This is a genomic window from Bradyrhizobium sp. ARR65 (genome assembly GCF_000472385.1).
Taxonomy (GTDB): Bacteria; Pseudomonadota; Alphaproteobacteria; order Rhizobiales; family Xanthobacteraceae; genus Bradyrhizobium.
Map to the genome: position 1 here is coordinate 44,429 of NZ_AWZU01000017.1, position 21,727 is coordinate 66,155.

The window sequence follows — 21,727 nt, forward strand, 5'->3', positions numbered from 1 at the left end:
CGAGAGATAGCACACCATCACCGCTTATTGCGGATCGGGATGTCCATGTCCTCGATCTTGATCTCGCGCACCGGCTCGTTCACCGCCCAGGCGAGGTTCGGATCGACCTTGACGCGGAAGTGATACATGCTCTGCAGTGCCTGGTGGTCTTCTTTGCGGAAGACCATCTTGCCCTTGGGCGTGTCGAACTCCATGCCTTCCATGGTCGAGATCAGCTTGTCGGTGTCCGTGGATTTCGCCTTGGTCACGGCGGTCACCACGGCCATCGCCGCGGCAAAGCCGCCGGCGGTGAAGAAGTCGGGCGGGGAGTGGAAACGCTTCTCGTGCTCGGCCACCAGCCAGTCGTTCACCGGGTTCTTCGGGATGTCATAATAATAGTAGGTGGCGCCCTCCATGCCGGGCAGGCGCTTATAGGCGGCGAGCGCCGGCAGAATGTTGCCGCCGGTGGAAAGCTCGATGCCATAGCGCTTCGGATCCATGTCCTGGAGCTTGGTCAGGGGATCGCCGGCACCGGCCCAGATCACCCAGATGATCTTGCGGCCCGGCTTGTCCTTTAGAGCATCGAACAGACGCTGGCCCGCGGCGGTGAAATCAGTGGTGGTGGTCGGCACATATTCTTCGGCGGCAAGCGTCGCACCGGTCTTGGCCAGCGCTTCCTTGAATGCGGCGACACCATCGCGCCCGAAAGCGTAATCCTGCGCCAAGGTGGCTACGGTCACGCCCGGCTTGCCGATGGCCACCGCGTTGGAAATGGCGTCCTGGGATGAATTGCGCGCGGTGCGGAAGATGTACTTGTTCCACTTCTCGCCGGTAATCTGATCAGCCACCGCGGGCTCAACCAGGAAGATCTTCTTATTCTCCTCGGCCACGGGCAGATCGGCCAGCGCCGCAGCGGAGGAGGTGGTGCCGATGGCGATATCGGCCTTGTCGTCCTGATAGGCCTCCGCGAGCGCAGCCTTCGACAGGTCCGGCTTGCCTTGATCGTCCTTGGTGACGATGACGATCTTGCGGCCGTCGACCGTCATGGTGCCCTTGGTCGCGTATTCCAGACCCATGCGCAGTCCCCTCTCGGTCTGCTTGGCGTAGGCCTCGAGCGGCCCGGTCTTGCCGTAGATCAGCGCGATGGTGAGATCGTCCGCCTGGGCGGCTGTGGACAATAAAGCGACGGCAATGCCGGAAGCGATCAAGGATCTGCGCACGGCTCTCTCCCCCTTTTTGCGTTTCGCGCAACTGATAGTGTGGGCCCTCGGCCCGGGTCAAGGCATCCGAGGCGGAGCGGACTGTATCCTTTTGTAGCGAAGATAGCAGCAGAGCGGAGTTCACCTCTCCCTGCGGGCGAGGCGAAGCGCCGGCGGATAACGACCATTTACATGAGCCATCTGCCTCTACCGCCGATACCCGCGGGCGCCGCGGGAAGAATAACCCGGCCGGCTCTCCTGCAGCGGGCGGCTTGCCAGGCTGACGCGCGTCTCGCTGGCGAGCGGGATCGCAGGCTTCAGCTCTTCCAGGAAGATCGGACGCGAGAAATAGTAGCCCTGCGCGTAGCGGATGTTCGTCGCGGCCTGCAGATAGGCCAGCTCCTCGAAGGACTCGATGCCTTCCGCAATCACCGTCATGCCGAGCGCCGCGCTCAAGGATTCGATCGCACGCAAGATGCCCTGACTGCGCGGGCGCTTATGGATGTCGGTGATGAAGGAGCGGTCGATCTTGATCTCGTCGGCGGTGATGTCGGCGAGTGCCGAGAGCGACGAATAGCCGATGCCGAAATCGTCGATGGAGATGCCGACGCCGAGCTTGCGGAACATCGGCAGGATCGCCTGCTGGAAGTGGCTTTTGGCGACGAAGGCATCTTCCGTCACCTCGATCATGAAGCGGGACGGAAAGCCGGTCGCTTCCAGCGCCTCGGCAAAGGAGCGCATGAACTCGGGATTGCCGGCCTGCTTGGCGGCGACATTGATGCTGATCGTCGCATCGGGGCCGAACGTATCGTTGATGCGGTCGATCGACTTGACGATTTCGGCGAGCACGAGATGCGTCAGCTCATCGATCAGTCCGAGCTCGACGGCAAGATTGACGAAGTCGCCGGGCGCCTGGATCACGCCGCCCTCGTCGCGCAGCCGCACCAGCGCCTCGATACCCCTGATCTGCTGGCTCCGGATATCGACCTTGGTCTGGAACGCACAGCAGAACCGCTTCTCCAGGATCGCCAGCCGCAGCGACTGTTCGATCTTCATCCGCGCCAAAGCCTCGTGCTCCATACCGGCATCGAAGAACGCGGCGGCGCCCTTGCCCTCGTTCTTGACGCGATACATTGCGAGATCAGCGTTCTGGCGCAGCACCTCGTAGGATATGCCGTGCTCGGGATAGAGGCTGACGCCGATCGAGGTAGAGGCGAAGATTTCTGAGCCGTCGATGAAGAACGGGGCGCTCAGCCGCTTCAGCGTCGTTTCCATGTAGTCGGCGACTTCCTGCGCGCTCTCGATCGGCGAAAGCAGGAGCAGAAATTCATCGCCTGAAATCCGCGCCAGCATGTCGGTCTCGCGCAGGTCGCGGCTCAAGCGCTTGGCGAGCCCGACCAAAAGCGCGTCGCCAATGGCGTGGCCGTAATAGTCGTTGATGTGCTTGAAATTGTCGATGTCGAGGAAGGCCAGCGCGAATCGTTCCTGCTCACCGCGATTGAGCAGGCTGTTGGCGCGGTGCTCGATCACGCGCCGCGTCGGCAGGTCGGTCAGTTCGTCGTAATAGGCGGAGCGAAACAACTGGTCCTCGAAAGCCTTTTGTTCGCTGATGTCGGCCGAGCTCGAGAGCAACAATCTCTGCTCGCCAATGTGGACAGGGCGATGGGCGCTCAAAAGCACGTGCTGCGAGGATCCCTGGCCGACGGTCTCCTCAGTCACGAGCGTGCGGCCGGTGCCGAGCAGTTCGAGCGCGATCTCTCGCCGCTGGTTCAGCGCGTGCGTCGCTTCCGGCAATCTGAGTTGCGCCGTGGCGGCATCGTTCGCAAGCAAGAGCCTGCCATTCTCATCCAGGAGCGTAACGCCGGCAGGCAGAAGCCGGAGCACTTCCTTAAATAGGCTCAGCTCAGCTTCGAGCGCGCGAAGCGAACCGGCTTCCGTGGCAGCGCCCCGGAGAGAATCTGCGGCTTGGTTTTGCATGAGGGCCGTTCTTGCGCGGCTCCCTCTTCATTTGGTTAAGCTTTGCGCCGAAACACGGCGTCACCGGTTCGAAGGCAGCAGGCGGCATGGCGACGATGAGTGTTGTCATTAACAGAGTGTCAACGCGATCCGCGAGCGATGCGCGACTGTCACGTTACGGGTATGCGGCATTGCATGGTGCAATGGACGCCGGTCTTCAGGAAGGTGATCTCGGTTTTGCCGTCGAACGCCAGCAGTGCCGATTTCAACAGCTTGGTGCCGAAGCCGGCAGGGCCCACTGTTTCCACCGTAGGGCCCTCGGTCTCGTCCCAGGTTACGTTGAGACGATCCTCGGACACGGTCCACGACACCTGCAGGAAACCGCGCGCGGCGGAAAACGCGCCATATTTTGCTGCGTTGGTGGCGAGTTCGTGAAAAATCAGGGAAAGGCTCACAGCCAGTTTCGCCGGCAGGTACAGCCGCTCGCCGTTCAGATTGAACCGGACATGCCCGTAGGGGCCGAGCTCGGAGAGCAGCAGCTCCCTGATATCGCAACCCGCCTTGTCGGCCCGTGCGATCAGATCGTCGGTCACCGCGAGCGCGCGCAGGCGATGATCGATGCTGCCCCAAACCTGCGGCTGCTTCTCCAGCACCTGATGCAGCACGGCGTGAATGGTCGACAATTTGTTCTTTAACCGGTGCTGCAGTTCGGCGACCACGAGCTTGCGGTATTCTTCCTCCTCGATCAGTCGTTTGGAGATGCGGCGCTCGCGCGCAACCAGGGAGCGATAATGTTCGACGCCCCAGATGGTGAAGGCCGCGACGGCCCAGTAGATCAGGAGCAGCACAAAGCGTGCCGCATCCGCCCTCCCGTGGTCGAAATTCAAGACGACGCCGAGCACGCCGCTGACGATGGCCGTGATGGCGCCGAAGCGCCAGCCGGCAACCGCCGTCGCGAAAAACACCGCGGGGATATAGGGCGTAAAAAAGATGTCGGGCCGTATCAGGGACATGCCCCAGCGCGCCGCGGTGGAAAGTGCCAGGCAGAACAGCACAAAGCCGAGACCAAACAGCGGCGACGGCTGGTCTACTCCATGCCAACCCCGCCGAAATTCCTCGAACAGCTTCATCTTCCTCCTAACAGCCCCGCCGGTTCGGCTGGGGCGAGCGCGCGGCTCTTCATTGCAAAATACGCGCCTCACATCTGCACGCATAGCTTGCCACCCATTCGAGGGATCGGGAATATGGTTCCGGCGCGGGAGAGGTTTTCCGCGCGTCAGTTCGAATCAATTTGCAATGAAAGAGGGAACGACATGGGACGGCTCGATGGCAAAGTCGCGGTGATCACGGGGGCTACCAGTGGCATCGGCCTGCGCACGGCGGAGATCTTCGTGGCCGAAGGCGCGAAAGTTGTCGTTGCCGGCCGCCGTGTTCCTGAGGGCGAGGCGCTCTCCGCGCGGCTGGGCCCCAACTGCCTCTTTCGCCAGACCGACGTCACGGTTGAGGAGCAGGTCAAGGCGCTGATCGCGCTTGCGGTCGACAAATTCGGCCGCATCGATTGCCTCTTCAACAATGCCGGCGGCCCGGCGCAGACCGGCGGTATCGAGGGATTGGAGATCGGACGGTTCGACCTTGCCATGGCCACCCTGGTGCGCAGTGTCATGCTCGGCATGAAACATGCCGCGCCTCACATGAAGAAGCAGGGTTTCGGCAGTATCATCAACAACGGCAGCATCGCTGGCCGATTGGCCGGCTTTTCCTCCTCGATAGTCTACAGCGCCGCCAAGGCCGCGGTGATCCATCTCACCAAATGCGTCGCCATGGAACTCGGCGAGGCCGGGGTCCGAGTCAACTCGATCTCGCCGGGCGCGATCGCGACCGGTATTTTCGCCAAGGCCGTGGGGCTATCGGTGGAGGCGGCGGAGAACACTCCGCCCGTGATGCGCGATGTCTACAAGAGCGCGCAGCCGATCCCGCGGGCGGGCCTGCCGGAAGACATCGCCTATGCCGCGGTGTTCCTGGCGAGTGATGAATCCAGCTTTATCAACGGGCATGATCTGGTGGTCGACGGCGCAATCACCGGCGGACGCAACTGGAGTCAGCAGCAGCAGGGCTATGTCGAGCTGCGCAAGGCGTTCGAGGGAAAGAAGGGGTAGCTTGCTCCGTCATTGCGGGGCGCGTCGAAGACGCGAACCCGCGATCTCGAGATTCCGGGTTCGGCTCTCCGAGCCGCCCCGGAATGACGGGAACAGCTCACACCGGCTTCACAACCACCCGCAAGCCGTCGCGGGGTTTGGGGATCGGCCAGATCTGCCATTCCGGCTTGTAGCCTTGTGGCAAGGAGACCGAGAGGTTCTGCAGGAAATGCCGTGCAAAGCATTTGGCCTGCATATAGGCGAAGTGCTGGCCCAGGCATTTATGTGCGCCGCCGCCGTACGGCACGAAGGCAAAGCGATGCCGGGCGCGTTGTGCTTCGCCAGTGAAGCGCAGGGGATCGAAGGTGTCGGGGTCGGGCCAGATCGCCGGCATGTGATGGGTGAAAAGCGGATTGACGCCGACCAGGGTGCCGGCGGGAATGGCAAAGCCCATAAAGCTGAAATCGCGCACCGCGCGCCGCGGCATCGAGGGCACCGGCGGTTTTTTGCGCAGCGCCTCGTTGAAGGCCATCTCCGTCAGCGGCAGCTTATCGAGCTCTCCGGAACTGATCGGGTCGTCCGCCGCCAGTCGAAGCGCCATGACTTCGTCGCGCAGCTTTTGTTGCCACCCCGGATGTGCCGCCAGTTCGCCTACAAACGAAGTCAGCGACGAGGTCAGCGTGTCGTGGGCGGCCATCATCAGGAAGCTCATGTGGTCGATGACGTCCTGCGCGGACAGCAGCTTGTCGTTTTCATCCTTCGCCTGGCATAGCTGCGAGAACAGATCGTCGCCGCCTTTTACGCGGCGGATCGGAATCTGCTCGGAGAAATATGCGACGATGCGTTTGCGTCCGTTGACCCCGCGGGCCATCTGCGTGCCGGGCAGCGGACGCCGGATCGGCGCAACCGCGGCGGCCACCATGTCGATCAAGGCCCTGTTGATCGTATCGACCTCGGGGCCGATATCGGCGCCGAGAAAGGAGGTCGCGGCGAGATCGAGCGTGAGCTGCTTCATCGCCGGGTAGATCTTCATCTCGCCGGGTTGCTTCCTCCATTGGGCGATGCGGGCGGCGATGCCCCTGTCGAGCTTGGCGAGATAAGACTGCATCGGCCCCGCCTTGAAGGCGACCGACAGGGCCTTGCGGTGGATGCGATGCTCCTCGAAGTCGCGCAGCATCAGTCCGCGCGGGAACAGGAGTTCGAGGATGCTGCCCCAGCCGTGCTCCGAGGAAAACAGCTTGTCCTGGTCGAACATCACGAGTTCGTTGCCGTCCGGCCCAAGCAAAACGACGCTGGTCTCGCCGAATATGTGGCTGCGATAGACCAGGCCATATTTTTGGGCCCGCTTCTCGATGAAGCCTTTCGGGTCGGCCAGGATCTGCAGGGTGTGGCCGATGAGCGGCCAGCCCTCATCGCCCGGGATGTGTTTCAGCGAATTGCGTTTGGGCGGGGTAACGCTGGCCGAAGGAAGAGCCATCGACATGGCGGTGGTCGCTCCGGTGATGCATGTGACACACCTTATCCGGCTGCTACCGGCGTTTAAACCGTCATCTTGAGGCGCGAGGCGAGCGCCTCAAGCGACAAACGAACTACGCCGTTTGCGCGGGGGTGACGGCGACACAGCGGGGATAATCAAGCCTTTCTCTTTGCCGCTTCCTTTTGCAGGTCCGGCGCATTCACGGCCGGAATCGCGACCCGCCCAGGGCCGGTGTGAGCGAGCGCGGCGGCCGCCTTGTCGTTCTCCATGATCTTGGCCATCACGGCCTGGCCGGCGCGATCGAAGATGGCGCGGTTTTCGATCACGAATTTTTGCGACCTGCGCAAGCCGTCGATGTAGCCGTTGATCTCCGGCACGACATAACGCGCGACCATGTCCCAGCTCCGCCGGGTGTCTTGCGGGTTGGCCCAGTCATGGGCAAAGCCGATGATGGCGCCGAGGCCGCCGGACACCTGGATTACATTCTTGATGGTTTTGACGAGATCGTCGGGGGTGCCGATGGTGGAGGCAGCGCCTTCGACGAAGGCGGTCTTGTCCACGGCCTCGTCCGGCGACGAGAAGGCCGTCAGCCCCGGCCGCATCAAGGTGCCGACATTATATTCATTGTGCCAGCGCATCAGTCCGGCGCCCGCCTCGCGCCGCGCCTGCTCCCGCGTCTCAGCGATGTGCCAGGAGAGCAGCACGCGCCAGTCCTTCCGGCTCACCGTCGTGCCATGCTTTTTCGCGGCGTCCTCGGCAAATTGCCATTGCTGCGCCAGCGACATCAGGCCCTGCGTCGTCATCGAGCCCAGCGAGATGATGCCGATGCCGTATTTGCCGGCGAGCGTCATGCCCGAAGGTGAAATCTGCGAGGCCACGACGAACGGCATCTCTTCCTGCAAAGGCAGGATCTGCAGCGCCGCGTCGTTCATCGTGAACCAGTCGCTCTTCGCGGTGACGCGCTCGCCGGCAAACAGCCTGCGGATGATCGCGATCGCCTCGTCCTGGCGGTCACGTTGCGTCATCGGGTCGATGCCGAGCGTATGCGCATCCGAGGCCAGCGCTCCGGGGCCCGAGCCGAAAATGGCGCGGCCGCCGGTCATGTGGTCGAGCTGCACCATGCGCTGCGCGACGTTGAAGGGATGGTGATAGGGCAGCGAGATCACGCCGGTGCCGAGCTTGATGCGCTTGGTGCGCTCGCCGGCGGCGGCGAGGAACATCTCAGGAGACGCGATCATTTCCCAGCCGCTGGAATGGTGCTCGCCGCACCAGAACTCGTCATAGCCGAGCTCGTCGAGCTGGGCGACGAAGTCGAGATCCCTGCGGAATTGCAGCATCGGATGCTCGCCGATGGGGTGATGCGGGGCGAGAAAAGCTCCGAATTTCAGGCGCGCCATGGTTCCTCCGAGCGGAATTTTTCATTATTGGGCTTTGCGCAGGCTACGTGGTGGCCCTGCGCAAGGCAATCGTCCGCAGTCCGCAGGCCAGCAATGCTGACTGCTCAGTGGTCGCCGGGTGGGCCCAATTTACCGGCGTTATGCCGCGCAAACCGGGTTCTGTTTGGCAATAGTTCAGTTTAAAAGGCGGTCCGCCGATCGCCGCCCGCGACATGGGCCGGGCGCGACCGCGTTCACTTGAGGCAATTCATGATTCTTGCGCAAGCAACCGTCCCTCCGCAGATCACCAATCCGCGGAAACGGCAATTGATGGAAGAGATCGACTCGTCCCTCGACGAGCAGGAGAGTTGGCGCAAATTCAACGCCGCCTACCATGAGGACGATTTCAAGTTCATGCGCTTCCTGATTCCCCCGGGCAAGCGCGTGCTGGAATTGGGCTGCGGCACCGGCGACCTGCTCGCCGCCCTTGAACCCTGTTACGGCGTCGGCATCGATTTCGGACCGCAAACGCTGGCGCGTGCACGAGCACGCCACCCGCAGCTCACCTTCGTGCTGGGCGACGTCGAGGATCCGGCAACGCTGCAATCGGTCAAGGGTCCGTTCGACTACATCGTCATCGCCGATACGATCGGAATGTTCGAGGATATCGACGGCACGCTGAGATTGATCCATCAACTCTGCGAACCGTCGACGCGGATCGTGATCTCCTATTATTCCCATCTCTGGGAGCCGATCCTCAAGGGTGCGGAGGCGATCGGCTTGCGGCGCAAGCAGCCGAAGATCAACTACATCGCCAACGCGGATTTCCGCAATCTGATGGACCTCGCCGATTTCGAGGTGATTTCCGCGGAGCAGCGCCAACTCTTGCCACAGCGCTGGTTCGGGCTTGGGCCTCTGATCAACCGCTATTTGGCGCCGTTGCCGGGCGTGCGGAAATTATGTCTGCGCACCTATCTGGTCGGCCGTCCCGTGCGGCAATTTCCGGACCGCAAATTTTCGGTCAGCATCGTGATTCCCTGCCGCAACGAGCGCGGCAACATCGAGGATGCGATCCTGCGCATGCCGCGCTTCGGCAGCCAGCAGGAGATCATTTTCGTCGAGGGCAATTCCTCTGACGACACCCTTGCCGAATGCGAACGCGTCCGCGAGGCTTATCGCGGCCAATGGGACATCAAGGTGTTGAAGCAGGACGGCAAGGGCAAGGGCGATGCGGTCCGCAAGGGCTTTGCCGCGGCCAAGAACGACGTGCTGATGATTCTCGACGCCGACCTCACCATGCCACCCGAGGCCCTGCCGAAATATCACGCGGTGATCGAGAGCGGGAAGGCGGAATTCGTCAACGGCACACGCCTCGTCTATCCGATGGAGCAGGAGGCGATGCGACCTCTCAACTTCATCGCCAACCGCATGTTCGCCTACATGTTCAGCTATCTCGTCAACACGCGACTGACCGACACGCTCTGCGGCACCAAGGTGCTGCTGCGCAAGGATTACGAGGTGCTGGCGAAGGAGCGCGGCTATTTCGGCAATTTCGATCCGTTCGGCGATTTCGACCTGATTTTCGGTGCCGCGAAGCAAAACCTGAAAATCATCGAGACGCCGATTCATTATAAGGCGCGCACCTTCGGCGAGACCCAGATCTCGCGTTTCCGCGACGGCTGGCTGTTGCTCAAGATGGTCTGGTTTGCCTATCGCAAGCTGAAGGCGATTTGATCTGTTCCGGTCATTCCGGGCGGCGGGTTCGTGCTCACACGCGCCCCGGAATGACGGTGCCTTGATAGGGCAAGGTCAGCTCTATCGGATTCATGCGGGTCTGGTATCCCGGGGCAGTCTTGTTCGGTATCCCAAGTTGGTATACCGAACGCGGATGCTCTCGTTTCTGCTCCCTTTCCCCAGAACGCAACTATGTCGCAAATGCTCCAGATCCACGGTCAGTTACGCGAGATGATCCTGTCGCTCGATCTCGCCCCAGGCGAGCGCTTGACCGAACGCTGGCTCGAGAGCCGGTTTTCGGGTTCCCGCACGCCAATCCGGGCGGCGCTGGCGCGGCTGGAAGGCGAAGAGTTGGTCCGCCGCGACGGCCGCAACTGGATCGTGGCCCCGATCGATCTCGGTGAGTTGGAGGCGCTCGCCGAGTTCAGGGAGCCGTTGGAGACAACGGGCGTGCGGCTGGCCTGTTCACGCGCCAGCGAAGCGGATCTTGCCGCGATCGAAGAGATGCTCGATGCCTGCCAGGCTGGCGCGCCGCGCGAGGAATGGCACAGGGTCGGCACCGAGTTCCATGTCGAACTTGCGCGGCTATCGGGCAATCCGTTTATCGCAAAGGCGATCGGAGGAGCGATGACACGGCTGTCGCGGGCCCGCTGGCTCGAAGTCTGGACGGAGCCATCGCGCGAACAGGCCTGGGCCGAGCATCGGCGCATACTTGCCTTCATTCGTCGCAACGAGCCTGACGAGGCGGCGCGCGAAGTTGCAGCGCACATCCGCGAGACGCGCAATCGTTTGCTCCGCTCGTTGAATGACGATCGCCGCGGCCTGCGCGCACGCGGCTTTGCCGTCCTCGGGGTCCGCTAGAGATGGATGCGACGCCCGAATTCGAGCTGAATCTCGACGCCGGCCCCTGGAAGCGCAATCTGCTCGTCTGCGTCTTCGGCTCCTTCACCACGATCGTGGCGATGACGCTGTTGCTGCCGTTCCTGCCGCTCTATGTCGAGCAGCTTGGTGTGACGGACCACGCCGCCATCGTGCAATGGTCCGGCATCGCCTATGGCGCGGCCTTCTTCAGCGCGGCGCTGACGGCGCCGCTCTGGGGACAGCTTGGAGACCGCTATGGTCGCAAGCTCATGCTGATCCGCGCGAGTCTCGGTATGGCCATCGCGATGTCGCTCATCGGCATGGCCCACAATGTCTGGGAGCTGGTCGGTCTGAGGCTGCTGGCCGGTCTGCTCGGCGGTTACGCGTCGGGCTCGATGATCCTGGTCGCGGCGCAAACGCCAAAGGCGCGCTCCGGCTGGGCGCTCGGCGTTCTGTCCTCCGGCATCATGGCCGGCAACGTGGTTGGCCCGCTGATCGGCGGCGCCTTGCCGCCGTTGATCGGCATTCGCGCGACCTTTCTGCTCGCCGGCGCCGTCATCTTCATCACCTTTCTCGGCACGAGCTTCTTGATTCACGAAGAGAAGCGGCCGCCCCAGGCCAAGAGCCGCAAATCGCGCGGGGCATGGTCGCTGATCCCCGACAAGCGTCCCATCGTGGCGATGCTGGCGACGGGCGTCCTTCTGATGATCGCCAACATGTCGATCGAGCCGATCATCACAGTCTATGTCGCCCAGCTCGTGGACCCCCCGCGTGTGACGTTCTTCGCCGGTCTTGCGATGTCGGCAGGGGCGCTGGGCAGCATTCTGTCGTCATCCCAGCTCGGCAAGCTTGCCGATCGTGTCGGACACTGGACCATCATCATCGCCTGTCTCGCGGTCTCGGCAGCGCTCTTGATCCCGCAGGCCTTTGTCGACAGCGGTTGGCAGCTCGTCGTCCTGCGCCTCCTCATGGGCCTCGCGCTCGGTGGACTGCTGCCTTGCATCGCCAGCGTCATCCGGCACAATGTGCCGGAGGCGATCGCCGGAGGCATTCTGGGCTATTCGGTGTCGGCGCAATATTGCGGCCAGGTGATCGGGCCTCTTGCCGGAGGGTTCGTCGGCGGTCACATCGGCATGCGCGCTGTCTTTCTCGGCACGTGCGTTTTGATGGCAGCGGGGGCCATCGGCAATTTCATTCTCGAGAAAGGCCGATAAGCACGACAGATCGCCCGGAGCTTGCCAGCTCTCCCGGTCGATGGCGCCCTTTTACCTCGGAGGTAATCGCGCCGATGACCACGAGCGGTCATCATCTGTCGCAGTTGCAATTGAGGCAGGTCCGCATTCCCATGCATCAGATGGTGACAGCCGGCGTCGATACCTCGCGTCGGTGGTGGGTGCTCGCGATCGTGGTCGCGGCGCAATTCATGTTTGGCGTCGACGCCTTTGTCGTCAATGTCGCGATCCCCACCATTGCGACCGAGCTGAATGCAAGTCCGGCTCAAATCGAGTCAGTGATCGCGATCTATCTGATCGCCTATGCGACCTTGATTGTCACCGGCGGCCGGCTCGGCGATATCTACGGCACCAAGCCGGTGTTCCTCGCCGGCGTGCTTGGCTTTACCGTGACCTCGCTATGGTGCGCGCTGGCGCGATCTGGCCCGGAGTTGATCATGGCGCGGCTGGCGCAAGGTGCGACCGCGGCGGCGATGGTGCCGCAGGTTCTGGCGACGCTGCATCTGCTGTTTGCCGATCAGGCGCGCGCTCGCGCATTCGGCATTTATGGCGTTGCACTGGGACTAGCGGGGGCTGCAGGTTTCGCCCTTGGCGGCGTGCTGGTGACGCTCGATCTCGCTCATCTCGGCTGGCGCACGGTGTTTCTTGTCAACGTGCCGTTCGGGCTTGCCATCTTCGCCGCGGGCACAAGGATCATGCCTCCGGCGCCGCTTCGGCCCGGCACCAGGCTCGACATTCCCGGCGCGGTCGTCATGTTCGTTGGCCTGTTGTGTCTGATTGGGCCGTTGCTGTTCGGCCATGATGTGCATTGGGCGCCCTGGCTCTGGCTGATCATGGCGGCGGGCGTTGTCATCGTCGCGGCATTCCCGCGCCTGGAAAGGACTATCGCAAGCCGCGCCGGCATGCCGCTGATCGATCTCTCGCTATTGTCGGACGCGCGTTTCATGCGGGGACTTTGCGCGGCGTTCTTTTTCTTTCTCGCCAACCTGTCATTTTATTTCGTGATGACGGTGTTCATGCAAAAGACATTGCAGATTCCACCGCTGCAAGGCGGGCTCGTGTTCATGCCGTTGGCGTTGAACTTTGTGGTCGCGTCCCGCCATAGCGGCGCGCGCGCCAAGCATCGCGGTACGCTGGTGCTGATCGAAGGCTGCATTGTCCAGATGATAGCCTTGGGGGCTATCGGCCTATTGGTATTTCAAATCGAAGCGCCGTCGGCCTTGGCGCTGTCGCTCGTGCTTGCGATCTTCGGCTATGGGCAAGGATTGGTAATGGCGCCGTTGTCGAGCGCGGTGCTGGCGACGGTCAAGCCGGCCGCCGCGGGCGCAGGTTCAGGCATGTATGGCACGACGGCGCAGATCGCCAATGCCGCGGGCGTTGCCGCCGTCGGCGCGGTGTTCTTTGCAATCGAAACATCACGCGCCGCGCAGCACGCGCTGTTTGCAGCGCTCGTCATGTTTGCGCTTTCAATTGTGACATGCGTCGCATTTTTGTCGTGGATGCGATGCGCTCGCGCATGATGGAGACAAGTGGGCAACAGCTTTCCAAAAAGATGACGATCGAATGCTAGAACTGTGATCGCGCGCTTGCGTTAGTCTCGAATCGCGGGTCAAATCCTGGGGATCGACAGCACACATACTTTTGTTTTGCGCTGCAGCAACTATCTGTTCTTGGTGGGGTTAAAGCTGTCCACCAAGGGAGCCCCAGGTGTCTCTCGCTGAAAATATCGACTTCCTAAGCCTCCTTCCCAAGCCGGGCGATTGGCCGCTCTATGGCCGCGGCTTGCGCGGCGACGTGCAAAGCCCGCTGACGGAGGTGCGTGGGTTCGGCAGCAACCCCGGAAATTTGCGGATGTTCGCTTTCGTGCCGTCGAAGCTGCAGCAGCCGCATGCGCTTGTCGTCGTGCTGCATGGCTGCGGTCAGACCGCGGCGTCTTACGATCTCGGTGCCGGCTGGTCGACGCTCGCCAAGCATTACGGCTTTGCTTTGCTGTTGCCGCAACAGCAGCCATCGAACAATCCCAATGGCTGCTTCAATTGGTTCAGCAAGGACGACATCGCCCGCGGGCGCGGCGAAGCCGCCTCGATCCGTCAGATGGTCGTGCGCATGGTACGCGATCACGCCATCGACCCGCGTCGCGTCTTTGTCACCGGCCTCTCCGCTGGTGGAGCGATGGCATCGGTGATGCTCGCGGCTTATCCGGACGTGTTTTCGGCGGGCGCGATCATCGCGGGTCTGCCGTTCGGTGTCGCCGGCAATGTGCGGGAAGCGTTGCTCGCGATGCGAACCGGCTCCGGGCGGTCCGGGGCAGCGCTCGGCGATCTCGTGCGTAACGCCTCCAAATATCGTGGGCCTTGGCCGAAAGTGTCGGTGTGGCACGGCAGCGCCGACCGCACCGTCAGTCCTGCCAATGCCGGTGAGATCGTCGGCCAATGGCTTGACGTGCACGATCTGCCGGAAGCGCCGATGTCGCAAGGTGTGGTCGACGGCCATCGACGTCAGGTCTGGTGGAATGAAGACGGCCAGACCGTCGTCGAATCCTACGCGATCGCCGACATGGCGCATGGCACGCCGCTCGGGCGCGGTCACGACGACAAGCGTTATGGCAAGGAGGGGGCGTTCCTGCTCGAAGCCGGCATCTCCTCGTCCTACCACATCGCCAAATTCTTCGGCCTCACGCGCTGGATTCGCGATGCCAAGCCGACGGTCGCGGAGTCGCCGAGCGCCAAACTGATTCCGCCGGTGTCCCCAATCTCGGCCGTGGCGGTGCCGGATCTTACCAAGGTGCTGCGGCCTCTGATCACGACCGAACAGCCGGCCGAGTCAGAAGCCGCGGCTCCACCGAAAAAGCGGCACCGCATCGTGGGCGATGTCGGCGCAGCCCTCGAGCGCGTGCTGATCGCCGCCGGGCTGAAGAAGTAGCCTTCCATCCGCCGTCACAGCAAGTTCGCTTGGGAGAGGTCGGATCGCGCGCAGCGCGGTTCGGGTGAGGGGCGTCTGGCGCGAAAGCGATGCGCGGACAGAGTCACCCAACCCTCTCCCCCCGTGAAGGACAGGAAGAGGGAAGCATCACGGCCTACATTTGCCCCGTGATGAACGGATTGGTCCGGCGCTCCTGGCCGAAGCTCGAGCCTGCGCCGTGGCCGCAGATGAAGCCGACATCGTCGCCAAGCGGCAGCAGTTTTGCCTTGATCGAAGAGATCAGGGTTTGGTGATTGCCGCCGGGAAGGTCGGTGCGGCCGACCGAGCCGTTGAACAAGACGTCGCCGACATGGGCAAAACGCAAATCCTTGTTGAAGTACACGATGCTGCCCGGTGAGTGACCGGGGCAATGCAGGATTTCGAAGCTGAGCGAGCCGATCTCTACCCGCTCGCCTTCCTCGAGCCAGCGGTCGGGCGCGAAATTGCGCACACCCGTCATGCCGAAAGTTGCGCCGGAGGTCACGACGTTGTCGAGCAGGAATTTATCCGCCCGGTGCGGGCCTTCGATCGGCACGCGCAGCGCGTCGCGCAGTTCGGCGGCGCCGCCGACATGATCGATATGGCCGTGAGTGAGCCAGATCTTCTCGACCTTCACCCCGGTCTTTTCGATCGCGGCCAGGATCTTCGGAACATCGCCGCCGGGATCGAACACTGAGGCCTGCTTGGTCGCCTCATCCCAGATGATGGTGCAATTCTGCTCGAACGGCGTCACCGGCACGATGATCGCGCCGGCTTTCGCCTTGGCTTCGGTTTGGTTCTGTTGGGTCATGCCGCCACAATGCCGATTTTTGGAGGGCGGCGAAAGCGAAAGATTCGTGCAGCACGGTTGCGGAATCGGGTAAACTCAAGGTTCATGGAACAGCGTGTCCGCCAGATCAGCCTTGTCCCGCCAGCCGATGGTCGCCAATCGGAGACCGCGCTTGCGGTCGCGCGCGGCACGGCGCGGCTGCTGCGTTCGCTGGGATTTTCCAGTATCAGCGAATTGCCGTTGCCCTCGGGCCGCCGCGCCGATCTGGTAGCGCTGAATGAGCGGGGCGAAATCTGGATCATCGAGATCAAGTCTTCGGTTGAGGACCTGCGCGCAGACCACAAATGGGAGGATTACCGCGCCCATTGCGACCGGTTGTTCTTCGCCTTCACGCAGGGCCTGCCTTGCGAGATTTTTCCGAAAGACACCGGCCTGATCGTCGCCGATGCCTACGGCGCGCATATGTTTTGCGATGCGCCGGTACATCGCCTGCCGGCACCGACGCGCAAGCTGATGATGATACGTTTCGCCATGGCCGCCGGGCAGCGGATGAACAGACTGCTCGATCCGCAGGGGCACGCGGATTTTTGGGAGTGATTGGTGCCCGGCTCAGCGAGGCCATCCCTCCTTCGAGGCTCGCTAGCGCGAGCGCCTCAGGGGTGACGGATCGAGATAATGCTTAGCGCGGTGCGCGTTTGGCCAGAATCCGCTGCAAGGTGCGGCGATGCATGTTGAGCCGCCGCGCGGTCTCGGAGACGTTGCGGTTGCACATCTCGTAGATGCGCTGGATGTGCTCCCAGCGCACGCGGTCCGCCGACATCGGATTCTGCGGCAGCTCCGATTTCTCGGTGCCGGTGGCAAGCAGAGCCGCGACGACATCGTCGGCATCGGCCGGCTTTGCTAGATAGTCCACCGCGCCCATCTTCACTGCAGTGACGGCGGTGGCGATATTGCCATAGCCGGTGAGCACGATGACGCGCGCATCGGGGCGCTTGCGCTTGAGCGCCGAGACCACGTCAAGCCCGTTGCCGTCGCCAAGCCGCAGGTCCACCACCGCGAAAGCTGGCGCGGCCTTGGCAATCTGTGCAAGGCCCTCGGCGACGCTGTCGCAGGAGGTCACGGCAAAACCGCGCGTTTCCATCGCGCGCCCGAGGCGCTCCAGGAACGGCTTGTCATCCTCCACGATCAGGAGCGAGTGATCGGGGTAATCGGCAAGTTGAGCAGCGGCGGCCAAGGCGGGCATCTCTTAAGGTTGTTCCCGAAAAGATATGGCGTTGCGGATACGCCCTGCCAAGAGCACTAAAATCAGGTTGCATAAATGCGGCCTTACGCCGCTGACGGCGCGGGATGAAATCGAATCCCGTCTATCCACTTGTTTATGCGGCATCTTTTCGAAAAAACCGGTTCTCCGGCATAGCCAGATCAGGCGTCGGCCTCGGCATTCTCTTCACCACTTTCGCCCGCCTCGAAGCGGTGGCGCGGCCAGACGACCGAGACCACGGCGCCATGATCGGGAAAGATCCGGTTGGTAAATGAGATCTTGGCGCCGGTGCGCTCCAGAAGCGTGCGTGCGATGAACACGCCGAGTCCAAGCCCCGAATGCTCGCTTTGCGTGTCCTCAGCCCCGCGCCGGCGTGACAGATAGGGCTCGCCGATCCGCTTCAGGATATCAGGCGCAAATCCCGGACCGTCGTCGGAGATCACGATCTCGACGCTGTCATTGTTCCACCAGGCATTCACTTCCACCGCAGAGCGGGCGAAGTCGAGCGCGTTTTCCAGAATGTTGCCGACGCCGTAAAGGATCGCCGGATTGCGTGTACCGACCGGCTCTTTCGAACCGGCCACCGCAATCCGAACCTTGATCGCGACGCCGAAATCGCGGTGCGGCGCGACGATTTCCTCGATCAAGGTCGACAGCTTCATGCGATCGAACGGCGCGCCGGTCGATGAGAGCTGGGTGATCTTGGAGAGAATGTCGCGGCAGCGCTGCGCCTGCTCGCGCAGGGTTTTGATGTCGGCGGAGACCTGGGCGTTGTCCTGCAGCGCGCGCTCGAGTTCGCGCGAGATCAGGACGATGGTCGACAGTGGCGTGCCAAGCTCATGCGCGGCGGCGGCAGCCAGCCCGTCGAGCTGTGTGAGGTGCTGCTCGCGCGCCAGCACCAGTTCGGTCGCGGCTAGCGCATCCGCGAGCTCGCGCGCTTCCTCGGTGACCTGGAATGCATAAAGGCTGGTGACGCCGATCGCGACCACGATTGAGAGCCACACTCCGAACAAGTAGATTGGCGGCAGCACCAGCGGCTCCTCGGCATCCCAGGGCAGCGGCATGTAGAAGAAGACCAGAATGGACGCGCAGGCCACCGCGAGGGCGCCAAGCGCCATGGTGAGCCGCGACGGCAGCGCGGTGGCCGAGATCAGGACCGGCGCCAGGAACAGGAAGGAAAACGGGTTTTGCAGGCCGCCGGTGAGAAACAGCAGCGCCGCAAGCTCAATGATATTCAGCGCGAGCAGGGCCGCAGCATAGCGCGGCTCCAACCGCTGCATCGGATTGAACGCGATCTGCAGGCCCAGATTGAGCAGCGCGGAAAGACCAATGATGGCGAGGCAGGGGATCACCGGCAGGTCGAATTCCAGCCCCTGCAGCACGATGAAAATCGCTGCCAATTGGCCGAGCACGGCAAGCCAGCGCAGCCGCAAGATCGTGTCCAGGCGCACATGGCGCCGCGGGTGGCGGAAATCGGAAGCGGCGATGTCGATCATGGCTGAAGCTTAGAGCATGACCCGCAAGTGTGTGTAGCGGTATTCCGAAAAGATCATGCTCAAACAAAAGGATAGAGCTGGATAAGGGGCCCGAGGGAGGTCCTCGCCCTTCTGGCGGCGACGAACCGATCACAAATTGCACGGTTTGCGGCTCATAGCTGTTGCGCTTATTGCCGCAATGGCCCAATGAACGGCCCCGCATGAACATCATCGACCAGGTTCCGCCGAAATCGGCCGCCGCGGATCCGCTAGGCTCCGCCGCGATTGACGTCGCGCATCTCACCAAGGTCTACAAGCAGACGCGGGCGGTCGACGATATCTCCTTTTCGATCGCGCGCGGCAGTATCACCGGGCTGCTCGGAGGCAATGGCGCCGGCAAGACCACGACGATTGCCATGATCATGGGGCTGGTGCTGCCGACTTCGGGGCGCGTCCAGGTGTTGGGCTATCAAATGCCGCAGCAGAGCGAGCGTGTGCTCGGGCGGATGAATTTCGAGAGCCCCTATGTCGACATGCCGATGCGATTGACGGTGCGACAGAACCTGACCATCTTCGGCCGCCTCTATGCCGTGGCGAACTTGCGCGAGCGCATCGCGCAACTGGCTGATGAACTCGATCTCAGCGAATTCCTCGACCGCGCCAACGGCAAGCTCTCGGCGGGACAGAAGACGCGCGTGGCCCTCGCCAAGGCGCTGATCAACGAGCCCGAGCTGCTTCTGCTCGACGAGCCGACCGCCTCGCTCGATCCGGATACCGCGGATTGGGTGCGCGGGCACTTGGAGACCTACCGCAGGACCCATCAGGCGACGGTCCTGTTGGCTTCCCACAATATGCTCGAGGTCGAGCGGCTCTGCGACCGCGTCATTATCATGAAGCGCGGCCGCGTCGAGGACGACGACAGCCCGGAAGGCATCATGGCGCGCTACAACCGGGCGACGCTGGAGGAAGTCTTCCTCGACGTCGCGCGCGGCCGCGTCAAGGAAGCGGCGTCATGAGCGAGCTGGCGCTGCGTGGCGGGATTTCCGTCAACCGCATCGGCGCAATGATTCTGCGCTACTGGTATCTTTTGCTGTCGTCCTGGCCGCGGCTCCTGGAGCTCGTCTACTGGCCGGTACTGCAGATCATCACCTGGGGGTTCCTGCAGACTTATATTGCGCAAAACGCCAATTTTTTCGCGCGCGCCGGCGGCACGCTGATCGGCGCGGTGATCCTGTGGGACATCCTGTTCCGCGGCCAGCTCGGCTTCTCCATCTCGTTTCTGGAGGAAATGTGGGCGCGCAATCTCGCCAACCTGATGATGAGCCCGTTGAAGCCGATCGAGTTCCTGATCGCGCTGATGACGATGAGCCTGATCAGGCTTGCGATCGGCGTCTTCCCGATGACGCTGCTCGCCCTGTTTTTCTTTCAGTTCAATTTCTACAGCCTTGGCCTGCCGCTGATCGCCTTTTTCTGCAACCTGATCTTCACGAGCTGGGCGGTCGGCATCTTCGTCTCCGGCCTGGTGCTGCGGCATGGGTTAGGCGCTGAGAGCATTGTCTGGACGCTGATGTTTGCGCTGATGCCGCTCGCCTGCGTCTATTATCCGGTGCACGTACTGCCGGTATGGCTGCAATATATCTCCTGGTCGCTGCCGCCGACTTACGTGTTCGAGGGCATGCGCGCCCTCCTCATCGACCATGTCTTCCGCGCCGACCTGATGCTCGCAGCGCTTGCGATCAATGCCGTGCTGCTGATGGCCTCGTTTACGGCATTTCTTGCACTTTTGCGCAGCGCCCGCCGTCACGGCTCGCTGCTCGCGGGCGGCGAATAAATCATTTTCCCGTGGATTTTCGTGATCTTCTCTACCGAAAGAGCGTCCGGATACCGATCTGTGCATTGACGCTTTATTACGCATTCGGCACTATATTGCGACGCAAAAGGGAAGATTAAGAAATGGCAATAGGCGAGTTCGGCGGCGCACCTCCGTTAGCGGCTGAAGGCAGTCCGGCGCTAACGACACCGATGTACTGGATGTATGAGATGGCGCATGCCTCGCTCAATCCGGCTCGCGCGGTCTCGGACGCCACCAAGATCCTGTTTCAGAATCCGCTCAATCCCTGGTCGCACACCCAGTTCGGCAAGCAGCTCGCCGCGGCCTGCGAGTTGTTCGAGCGCACCACGCGCCGTTACGGCAAGCCGGAATGGGGCATCAGCGAGACTGAAGTCGCCGGCATCCGCGTGCCGATCGAGATTCGCAGCGTCTGGGAAAAGCCGTTCTGCCGACTACTCTACTTCGATCGCAAGTTCACCCGTCCCCTGCGCTCTCCACAACCACGCGTGCTGATCGTGGCGCCGATGTCCGGCCATTACGCCACCTTGTTGCGCGGCACGGTCGAAGCCTTCCTGCCGACGCACGAGGTTTACATCACCGACTGGTCGGATGCACGCATGGTGCCGTTGTCGGAAGGGCGGTTCGACCTCGACGACTACATCGACTACGTCATCGAGATGCTCCATGTGCTTGGCGGCAACATGCACGTCATCGCCGTCTGCCAGCCCGCGGTGCCGGTGGTTGCGGCGGTGTCCCTGATGGAAGCGCGGCGCGATCCGTTCGTGCCGGTCTCGATGACGCTGATGGGTGGGCCGATCGATACCCGTCGCAATCCGACCGCGGTCAACAAGCTTGCTGAGGAGCGCGGTATCGAGTGGTTCCGCAGCCATGTCATCACCAAGGTGCCGTTCCCGCATCCGGGCGTGATGCGCGACGTCTATCCGGGATTTTTGCAGCTCAACGGCTTCATCAGCATGAATCTCGACCGCCATGTCGATGCCCACAAGGCACTATTCCGCAATCTGGTGAAGGGCGACGGCGATCTCGTCGACAAGCACCGCGACTTCTATGACGAATATCTGGCGGTGATGGATCTCACAGCCGAATATTACCTGCAGACGGTGGAGACGGTCTTCGTCAAGCACGCGCTGCCGAAGGGCCAGATGACCCATCGCGGCACGCCGGTTGATCCTTCAAAGATCACGCGCGTGGCGTTGATGACGGTTGAAGGCGAGAAGGATGACATTTCCGGTCTCGGTCAGACCGAAGCGACGCACGATTTGTGCAGTTCGATCCCTGCACATCGCCGCGTGCACTATGTGCAGCCCGGTGTTGGTCACTACGGTGTGTTCAATGGTTCCCGTTTCCGTTCCGAGATCGTGCCGCGCATCAACGATTTCATGCTCTCGGCGGCGAATCCGAAGTCGATGTTGGCGCTCGCGGCCGAATAAGCACGCGCTTTGTGAGAAGTTGGCGCAATC

The 21,727-nt window shown here is 62.3% G+C and carries 18 protein-coding genes; 10 read left to right on the top strand and 8 right to left on the bottom strand.

The window, feature by feature from the left end:
• Positions 1-17: 17 nt before the first annotated feature.
• The 3 genes from F758_RS0119480 to F758_RS0119490 form a co-directional block, all read right to left on the bottom strand.
• A complete protein-coding gene (locus F758_RS0119480) occupies positions 18-1,199 on the bottom strand; it encodes a substrate-binding domain-containing protein (RefSeq protein ID WP_024509438.1) in 1,182 nt (393 codons plus the stop codon).
• A 186-nt stretch (positions 1,200-1,385) separates the two neighbouring features.
• Positions 1,386-3,155, bottom strand: a complete 1,770-nt coding sequence (locus F758_RS0119485; RefSeq protein ID WP_024509439.1) for a putative bifunctional diguanylate cyclase/phosphodiesterase — start codon at positions 3,153-3,155, stop codon at positions 1,386-1,388.
• A gap of 149 nt (positions 3,156-3,304) precedes the next feature.
• A complete protein-coding gene (locus F758_RS0119490; RefSeq protein WP_024509440.1) occupies positions 3,305-4,264 on the bottom strand; it encodes a sensor histidine kinase in 960 nt (319 codons plus the stop codon).
• A 183-nt stretch (positions 4,265-4,447) separates the two neighbouring features.
• Between F758_RS0119490 and F758_RS0119495 the strand changes: the two genes are divergently transcribed.
• Positions 4,448-5,290 (top strand): SDR family NAD(P)-dependent oxidoreductase, encoded by an 843-nt coding sequence (locus F758_RS0119495; protein WP_024509441.1) that lies wholly within the window; start codon positions 4,448-4,450, stop codon positions 5,288-5,290.
• 97 nt (positions 5,291-5,387) lie between these two features.
• On the opposite strand, the gene F758_RS0119500 is transcribed toward F758_RS0119495, so the two are convergent.
• The gene (locus F758_RS0119500; RefSeq protein ID WP_024509442.1) at positions 5,388-6,746 is read right to left on the bottom strand and encodes a cytochrome P450; all 1,359 of its coding nucleotides are present in this window, start codon (positions 6,744-6,746) and stop codon (positions 5,388-5,390) included.
• A 155-nt stretch (positions 6,747-6,901) separates the two neighbouring features.
• Complete coding sequence (locus tag F758_RS0119505) at positions 6,902-8,143, bottom strand: LLM class flavin-dependent oxidoreductase (RefSeq protein ID WP_024509443.1); 1,242 nt, start codon at positions 8,141-8,143, stop codon at positions 6,902-6,904.
• A gap of 249 nt (positions 8,144-8,392) precedes the next feature.
• Here F758_RS0119505 and F758_RS0119510 point away from each other — a divergent pair, with 249 nt between their 5' ends.
• The 5 genes from F758_RS0119510 to F758_RS0119530 all read left to right on the top strand — a co-directional run bounded on the left by F758_RS0119510 (position 8,393) and on the right by F758_RS0119530 (position 14,871).
• A complete protein-coding gene (locus F758_RS0119510) occupies positions 8,393-9,856 on the top strand; it encodes a glycosyltransferase (protein ID WP_024509444.1) in 1,464 nt (487 codons plus the stop codon).
• A 192-nt stretch (positions 9,857-10,048) separates the two neighbouring features.
• Positions 10,049-10,717 (top strand): GntR family transcriptional regulator, encoded by a 669-nt coding sequence (locus F758_RS0119515; protein WP_024509445.1) that lies wholly within the window; start codon positions 10,049-10,051, stop codon positions 10,715-10,717.
• Between the two features lie 2 nt (positions 10,718-10,719).
• Positions 10,720-11,931, top strand: a complete 1,212-nt coding sequence (locus tag F758_RS0119520) for an MFS transporter (protein ID WP_024509446.1) — start codon at positions 10,720-10,722, stop codon at positions 11,929-11,931.
• 131 nt (positions 11,932-12,062) lie between these two features.
• Positions 12,063-13,469: an MFS transporter gene (locus tag F758_RS0119525; protein ID WP_024509447.1), complete on the top strand. Its 1,407-nt coding sequence runs from the start codon at positions 12,063-12,065 to the stop codon at positions 13,467-13,469.
• 187 nt (positions 13,470-13,656) lie between these two features.
• Positions 13,657-14,871: an extracellular catalytic domain type 1 short-chain-length polyhydroxyalkanoate depolymerase gene (locus F758_RS0119530; protein ID WP_024509448.1), complete on the top strand. Its 1,215-nt coding sequence runs from the start codon at positions 13,657-13,659 to the stop codon at positions 14,869-14,871.
• Between the two features lie 154 nt (positions 14,872-15,025).
• Here F758_RS0119530 and F758_RS0119535 read toward each other — a convergent pair whose 3' ends face one another.
• A complete protein-coding gene (locus F758_RS0119535; protein WP_024509449.1) occupies positions 15,026-15,700 on the bottom strand; it encodes an MBL fold metallo-hydrolase in 675 nt (224 codons plus the stop codon).
• 84 nt (positions 15,701-15,784) lie between these two features.
• Between F758_RS0119535 and F758_RS0119540 the strand changes: the two genes are divergently transcribed.
• The gene (locus F758_RS0119540; RefSeq protein WP_024509450.1) at positions 15,785-16,276 is read left to right on the top strand and encodes an MmcB family DNA repair protein; all 492 of its coding nucleotides are present in this window, start codon (positions 15,785-15,787) and stop codon (positions 16,274-16,276) included.
• A gap of 82 nt (positions 16,277-16,358) precedes the next feature.
• Here F758_RS0119540 and F758_RS0119545 read toward each other — a convergent pair whose 3' ends face one another.
• Together F758_RS0119545 and F758_RS0119550 are read right to left on the bottom strand one after the other, a co-directional pair.
• A complete protein-coding gene (locus F758_RS0119545) occupies positions 16,359-16,922 on the bottom strand; it encodes an ActR/PrrA/RegA family redox response regulator transcription factor (protein ID WP_157450081.1) in 564 nt (187 codons plus the stop codon).
• Positions 16,923-17,101: 179 nt separating this feature from the next.
• On the bottom strand, positions 17,102-18,436 hold the full coding sequence (locus tag F758_RS0119550; RefSeq protein WP_024509452.1) for an ActS/PrrB/RegB family redox-sensitive histidine kinase: 1,335 nt from the start codon (positions 18,434-18,436) through the stop codon (positions 17,102-17,104).
• Between the two features lie 200 nt (positions 18,437-18,636).
• On the opposite strand from F758_RS0119550, the gene F758_RS0119555 reads away from it, so the two are divergent.
• From F758_RS0119555 to F758_RS0119565, 3 genes are all read left to right on the top strand, one after another.
• Positions 18,637-19,431, top strand: coding sequence for an ABC transporter ATP-binding protein (locus tag F758_RS0119555; RefSeq protein WP_024509453.1), 795 nt, complete (start codon positions 18,637-18,639; stop codon positions 19,429-19,431).
• Positions 19,428-20,246 (top strand): ABC transporter permease, encoded by an 819-nt coding sequence (locus tag F758_RS0119560; protein WP_024509454.1) that lies wholly within the window; start codon positions 19,428-19,430, stop codon positions 20,244-20,246. Before F758_RS0119555 ends, F758_RS0119560 begins: the two co-directional genes overlap by 4 nt.
• Before the next feature lie 122 nt (positions 20,247-20,368).
• Entirely contained in the window at positions 20,369-21,697 is a 1,329-nt protein-coding gene (locus F758_RS0119565; protein WP_024509455.1) for a polyhydroxyalkanoate depolymerase, read from the top strand.
• Positions 21,698-21,727 lie beyond the last annotated feature (30 nt).